The sequence below is a fragment of the Streptomyces sp. NPDC055400 genome (genome assembly GCF_053644375.1).
The window spans coordinates 1-5,688 of record NZ_JBSHLM010000038.1 but is presented as its reverse complement, the minus strand read 5'-3'; the positions used below and the strand labels follow the sequence as shown (position 1 = coordinate 5,688).

General features: G+C 64.8%; 7 protein-coding genes and 1 pseudogene. 7 read left to right on the top strand and 1 reads right to left on the bottom strand.

Annotated features, from left to right (window positions below):
• From ACWIGU_RS44745 to ACWIGU_RS44720, 6 genes and pseudogenes are all read left to right on the top strand, one after another.
• On the top strand, window positions 1-858 hold an 858-nt coding region (locus ACWIGU_RS44745), incomplete at its 5' end, for a transposase (RefSeq protein ID WP_454407695.1).
• A gap of 271 nt (window positions 859-1,129) precedes the next feature.
• Window positions 1,130-2,089 carry a matrixin family metalloprotease gene (locus tag ACWIGU_RS44740; RefSeq protein ID WP_454407694.1) on the top strand — a complete coding sequence of 320 codons (960 nt, stop codon included), beginning with the start codon at window positions 1,130-1,132 and terminating at the stop codon, window positions 2,087-2,089.
• A gap of 44 nt (window positions 2,090-2,133) precedes the next feature.
• Window positions 2,134-2,493 (top strand): DUF6281 family protein, encoded by a 360-nt coding sequence (locus ACWIGU_RS44735; protein WP_454407693.1) that lies wholly within the window; start codon window positions 2,134-2,136, stop codon window positions 2,491-2,493.
• Between the two features lie 568 nt (window positions 2,494-3,061).
• Window positions 3,062-3,493: a hypothetical protein gene (locus tag ACWIGU_RS44730; protein WP_454407692.1), complete on the top strand. Its 432-nt coding sequence runs from the start codon at window positions 3,062-3,064 to the stop codon at window positions 3,491-3,493.
• Window positions 3,494-3,538: 45 nt separating this feature from the next.
• Complete coding sequence (locus ACWIGU_RS44725; protein WP_454407691.1) at window positions 3,539-4,306, top strand: transposase; 768 nt, start codon at window positions 3,539-3,541, stop codon at window positions 4,304-4,306.
• A gap of 102 nt (window positions 4,307-4,408) precedes the next feature.
• Window positions 4,409-4,510, top strand: a pseudogene (locus tag ACWIGU_RS44720) (IS5/IS1182 family transposase); the annotation flags it as partial.
• A gap of 54 nt (window positions 4,511-4,564) precedes the next feature.
• Here the strand turns inward: ACWIGU_RS44720 and ACWIGU_RS44715 are convergent.
• A complete protein-coding gene (locus ACWIGU_RS44715) occupies window positions 4,565-4,891 on the bottom strand; it encodes a tautomerase family protein (RefSeq protein WP_454407690.1) in 327 nt (108 codons plus the stop codon).
• Window positions 4,892-5,009: 118 nt separating this feature from the next.
• On the opposite strand from ACWIGU_RS44715, the gene ACWIGU_RS44710 reads away from it, so the two are divergent.
• A complete protein-coding gene (locus ACWIGU_RS44710; protein WP_454407689.1) occupies window positions 5,010-5,498 on the top strand; it encodes a MarR family winged helix-turn-helix transcriptional regulator in 489 nt (162 codons plus the stop codon).
• Window positions 5,499-5,688 lie beyond the last annotated feature (190 nt).

The window sequence follows — 5,688 nt, the reverse complement described above, 5'->3', positions numbered from 1 at the left end:
GCCGGATACGACGCGCCCCGCCTCGGCTTCCTCCTGGGTGACCTGCCGGTCCAGGTGCTGGCCAGGATGCGATCCGACCGCGTCCTGCGCAGAGCAGTCCCACCACGGCTCCCACACACTCAGGGCCGACCGCCGCGGCACGGCGGCGAGTTCGTCTTCGGACAGCCCGACACCTGGAGCATCCCGGACACCGAAACCATCACCGACACCCGCCTCTACGGCACTGCCAGGGCCCGGTCCTGGAACCGGCTGCACCCCAAGCTGACCCACCGATCCTCCTGGGCAGCCGCCGACGGCACCCTCCCCATCGTGGAAGGAACGGTGATCCGCCTGGACATCAGCCACCTGCCCAGCGGAGCAACACCCAAGCCGGTCTGGCTGTGGTGGTCAGACACCGATGCCACCCCGGACGACGCCGACCGCCTCTGGCAAGCATATCTCCGGCGCTTCGACATCGAGCACACCTTCCGCCTGTTCAAACAGACCCTCGGCTGGACCTCCCCAAAGCTCCGCACCCCCGAGGCAGCCGACCGATGGACCTGGCTGATCCTCGCTGCCTACACCCAACTGCGGCTCACCCGCCCACTCGCAGCCGACCGGCGCCGTCCCTGGGAGAAACCCACCCCGCCGGACAGACTCACCCCCGCCCGAGTCCGCCACGACTTCCGGCACATCCGCCCACAATCGGCCTGCCCAGCCCAAGCACCGAAACCCTCCCACCCCGGCCCCGGACGACCTCCAGGCCAAAAGAACACACGACCCACACCCCGCCACGACGTGCACACACCCCGCAAAACAGCGGCAGCGAAAAAGAGAACGACGAAGTCAACCACCCCACGACCACGCCGCACAGGTTAAGGATCAAGCTAGTAGCTACATTGCGCCATCTACGACGAGTAGCAACCAACGGTGACTGAAACTTGCGCTACTTTTCGGCAAATTGATCGATATCTTGCTGCGGTCTGATCAATGCCCGTAGAGGGCAACCGACTGGGGGTGGCGTGTGTCTGGACGTGTTCGAAGACTCATAGGTAGAACCGCGATCGCGTTTGCGATGGCGGTGTCGGTGGTGAGCGTGGCGACTAGCGCACAGGCAGGTCCAGATGTATGCCCGCCCGATGAGGGGGAATTGACGGTCAATCAGCTGCCAGCGGGCATGCATGTGCAGGCCTGCGATCTCGTTGGCCGTGTGGTCACCTATGACGGCACTGGCGTAACGATTCCTGAGCTTGAGACTGCGGTATCCATCGACACGCTTGCTCTGGACGGGACATCGCACGGGTTTCAGCTGACGGTTGCTGCGGACGGCCTTATCTCGTACGACCTGTCTGAGAACAATTTCGACTCGCCGAGTGCTGGATCCGACCGCGCTGACGTAGTCCGCCCGAGCACTACAACAGCCGACCTCACGGACGAGTCGGACGGTACCGACCCCGATCCGGTGGATCCTGAGGGGGTCGCGGTGGCGGATGCGGACGCCGCTAGCTCCCCTGGCGCGTGCAGTGACGGCGCCTACGCAACGGCAGACCGGAAGGAGTATGGCACCTACAACTGGTATGTGGGTGATGGAGGAATGCCAGGCGGTATGACGCGGGGCGACGCAATCTGGTACTTCACCAACGCAATCTATGGGATCGAAGGCAGCGTCAACAACTGCGGCCTCGCCGATCAAGTTCCCGCGCATGCCAACTACGCGGGAACTACCACGTACGAGGCGGACGTCAGCGATCACGGCACGTGCACGGCCCGCGACGGAAAGAGCACTTGGGATGCGGGAAACCTTGAAGGTGCCCTCGCTTCGACGTGTGCGTGGACCTGGCCTACGCCGGGTGCAAAAAACGACCTCCGGGAAGCGGATGTCCGCTTCAACACACATGACCACGACTTCACAAAGCAGCCAACCACCAGTTGCATCTCGAAGTATGACATTTTGTCAGTTGGCACACATGAAGCTGGACACGTGTTCGGCCTTCTGCATGTTGGTTCGGGGCATGAAAACCTCACCATGTATCCGTCCGCCGACCCTTGCACTACGAAGATGAGGACACTCGGCAAAGGCGATGTCAACGGGCTCAGGAGCATCTACTAGGGGGCACGATGGGACGCGCTCGACGTTGCACAGGTACCGCGCTGATGGCTCTCGTGATGCTGTCCGCAGCGGCAGCCTGCGGCGGCTCTGATGGTACTCAGGGAAACAGCGAAGGCGTCTGCCCTCGTGCCTTTACCTATGATGACCGCACTTACACGAGTGTCGCGAATGTGGAGTTCCGAGTCGGCTCAAAGCTCGGTACGGCAACGCCGCCGCCCTGTAATGACACCGGCGACCAGGAGGATGGAACGCCGTTGGCTGCTGAGAACGCCTATGCCGTGAAGGGCATCTCGCCAAAAGTAGCCATCGCGGTCGGGGAGACACCGGAAGAAGCCGTCCTTACGGCAGTATATTCCGGCAAGGAGCCTCCCTCCGAGGTGAAGAAGCTGATCGACCAGTCATAAAGCGATAGCCGGGGCACGGCGGCAGAGTGCCGTCGTGCCCCGGCTATGCCCAAGAAACCAATCATCCATCAGGTTTGAACGTACCCGGCATTGAGACCCTGGGTCGAGCTGCCCTTCCCCCCGAACAGGCCCCGCTCCTGCGGGTCATGTGGCGATGAGCCCGCCCTCCGTCCAGATCCGCCCGCACCCCGCGCAGTGCGCGACCGGGGTCCTGCCCTCGCCACCGTGCATGTTTGATCTCCCCTCCGTAGGCGCAGCGTTGGGCCGACAGCGCTCTGGCGGCGGGGAGGGCACACCACGCGACGGTGACCGTCATGCGTGCTCGTTGAGTCACGGGTTGGCTGGTCCGGGGGGAGTTGCGTGCCTCGATACGTCTAGGTCGGCGATGTCCATGAGCGGGGGCATCAACTCCTGTACCTCGTCGAGGTTCATGAAGGGTGAACGGAAAGGCCGGCAGCGGGTCACGCGCTGGGAGGCGCGAGAGCCCGCGCGCGCTCGTCGCCGCTCGCTAAGGGTTGTCCCGTATAAGCGTGTGACCTGGGACGTTGACTGACGATACGGTCGTCGGGTGGAGTCCGAGAAGGTGAATCAGTGTCCCTTGCACGGGTCCGGCGCACGGCCTGAGGTCCTGGTCGGGTATCGGCTTGAGGAAGTCTTCGCCGCGTGGCATCGGAGCGAAGGCGAGGAAGCCGAAGGTCCTCTGGATGTGTGGTTGGTCGACAGCCAAGGCAGTTCCCTGCACGTCACGACCGGCTCGGACTGGTGCCTGATCGTTGAGCCTACGAGCCCGCACGAGGGGTACGGCATGGGCAGCTGGGGGCGCGTCGAGGTGGCTCCGGTTGGTGATCGGACTCCGTTCGCCGCCCACCTTGGAGAAGACGTCCTGGCGGTGAGGGAAGAGTTCGAGCTTAAGACCGGCCGCATCGCAATTGAGGTCACCTTCGCCTCCGGCCGGGTTCGTTGCGACAGTTGGGCTGGAGACCTCCGCCTTTCCATGTGAAGTCTCGCGTTCAGTCTCACCTGGCCACGATGTGATGATCTTGGTGTGGCTGGTGTGATCACGGCGTCCGAGCCGTCCTGGATAACCCCCTTCACCGGGCTGAGCCCGCGCTGCTTCCACAGGTTGGTGACCGCACTGCGGCGCGAGGGCGCGGAGACGGTACGGCGCGGCCGGCCGTGGGGCCTGACGCTGGAGAACCGGGTGCTGCTCGTGACGGCGTCTTGGCGCACGAACTTGACGATGCGCCAACTCGCCCCGCTGTTCGGCGTCTCGAAGTCGGCGGCCGACCGGATCATCAGCCATCTCGGCCCGCTTCTTGCGCTTCAGCCCAGACAGCGGTTTGCGAAGAACACTGTCCTTATCGTGGACGGCACCCTGGTGCCCACCCGCGACCACGCAGTCGCCGAGCAGTCCAAGAATTACCGGTACTCCACCAACCACCAAGTTGTCATCGACGCCGACACCCGTCGCGTCGTCGTGATCGGCCAACCGCTGCCGGGCAACCGCAACGACTGCAGAGCCTGGGAGGAATCGGGAGCGAAGGCCGCCGTCGGCAAGACCGTGACGATCGCCGACGGAGGCTATCCAGGCACTGGACTCGTGATGCCGCACCGCCGCCGGGCCGGCGAGGAACTGCCCAACTGGAAACAGGACCACAACCGCTCCCACAAGCAGGTCCGCGCCCGCGTCGAGCACACCTTCGCCCGAATGAAGACCTGGAAGATCCTCCGCGACTGCCGCCTCAAAGGTGACGGCGTCCACCACGCCATGCTCGGCGTCGCCCGCCTGCACAACCTCAACCTCTCCGGATAGGTCGGCCATCGCGCCGTGACCGGCCGACACTCACCCGAAGATCATTGCGGGACAAGCCTTAGACGGGGTCCTATGCGGTGAGGCGGGGTAGTACTTCTCAACATGGGGCAGGGGACCTGGAGTTGGAATGTTCCGGACGGGTTGTGGGAGATCGCGAAGCCGTTGATCCCGCCGTCCAGAGTGCGGCCGCAGGGTGGCGGGACGGGCCCGCCCACGTCTTCGTTCTCGTCGTCGAGATCGGCCCGATCGTCTCCGGGGTCACACAGTGAGGGCGCCGCCGACGAAGGTACGTTCTGGCGGTGACGCCACGAGTTCGACCATGGTGCCGGCGCGGAGGTCATCACCGACCACGCGCGTGATCGCGTCGGTGAGCGCGGTGCCGAGGCGCGCGGCGATCTGGGCGGCGTCGGGGCGGTCGAAGACACCAGCGCGGACGCCCAAGATCACCGAGGCATTTGTGTCCACGGCCTTGCCACCCTGCGCGAAACAGCCTGCGGGAACTCCGGTCAGGCGGATGCTTACGAGGTCGCGGGCCCATTCGCCATAGACGTCGACGATGGCGTCTGTCAGTGCGGCGACGAGCATGGGTTCGTTCCCGGTCAGTCTGCTCTCTGGAAGGTGGACGGTCAGATGCGGCATAGTGGCCCCCGTTCTCTTTGAATGCAAAGCCTTTGCATTTAAAGGTATCTGGGAGAGGTGGCCGATGTCCACGGAATCGGACGGTCCAGCCGTCAATGAGGCCGTCCGCACCCTGCTGTTGCTCATGCCACGGCTCGTGGGCCGCGCCAAGCGCCTGCCCATACCTCCGGCACTCCAGGGTCTGGACCTGGCACCGCGACACCTCGCACTGCTGGCCCACCTGGAGTACGACGGCCCCACCAGCATCAACGAGCTCGCCGCTCGGCTGGAGGTAGCCCCGACGACTGTCAGCCTCATGGTCAGCGAGCTGTCACGGCCGGGCGTCCTGCAGCGCACCGCCGATCCCGCCGACCGCCGCCGCCGCATCATCGCCATCGCCCCCGCCTACGCCGCACCGATCAGCGAATGGCTTTCTGGCAGCGCCTCCGCCTGGGAACGCGTCATGCGCGGTCTCAACCCCGCGGAACGCGCCACAGTCATCACCGCCCTGCACGCCTACGAGGCCGCCTTGGAGCAGACGGGCGACCAGCGTCGGAACGCGCAGACGCGTTAGCGAGCCGAGATTTGTCTCAACGAACCAAGTCCCCACGTCTCACCCAATCCAGTCCACGCAGGTCAGCACAGGGGCGGGCGACCAACTTCGTTGAGACAGGTGTGCGCCACGAGGCGCTACGCAATCGAGTGGAGGTGGAAGACCTTCTCCGCCGGGCCGTCGCAGCGGTCTGGTGAAGCTGGGGGCAGTC

Excerpts from the sequence above, each read along its gene's own strand:
- ACWIGU_RS44735 (WP_454407693.1), top strand. The coding sequence starts at position 2,134 with ATGGCTCTCGTGATGCTGTCCGCAGCGGCAGCCTGCGGCGGCTCTGAT.
- ACWIGU_RS44715 (WP_454407690.1), bottom strand. The coding sequence starts at position 4,891 with ATGCTCGTCGCCGCACTGACAGACGCCATCGTCGACGTCTATGGCGAA.
- ACWIGU_RS44710 (WP_454407689.1), top strand. The coding sequence starts at position 5,010 with ATGTCCACGGAATCGGACGGTCCAGCCGTCAATGAGGCCGTCCGCACC.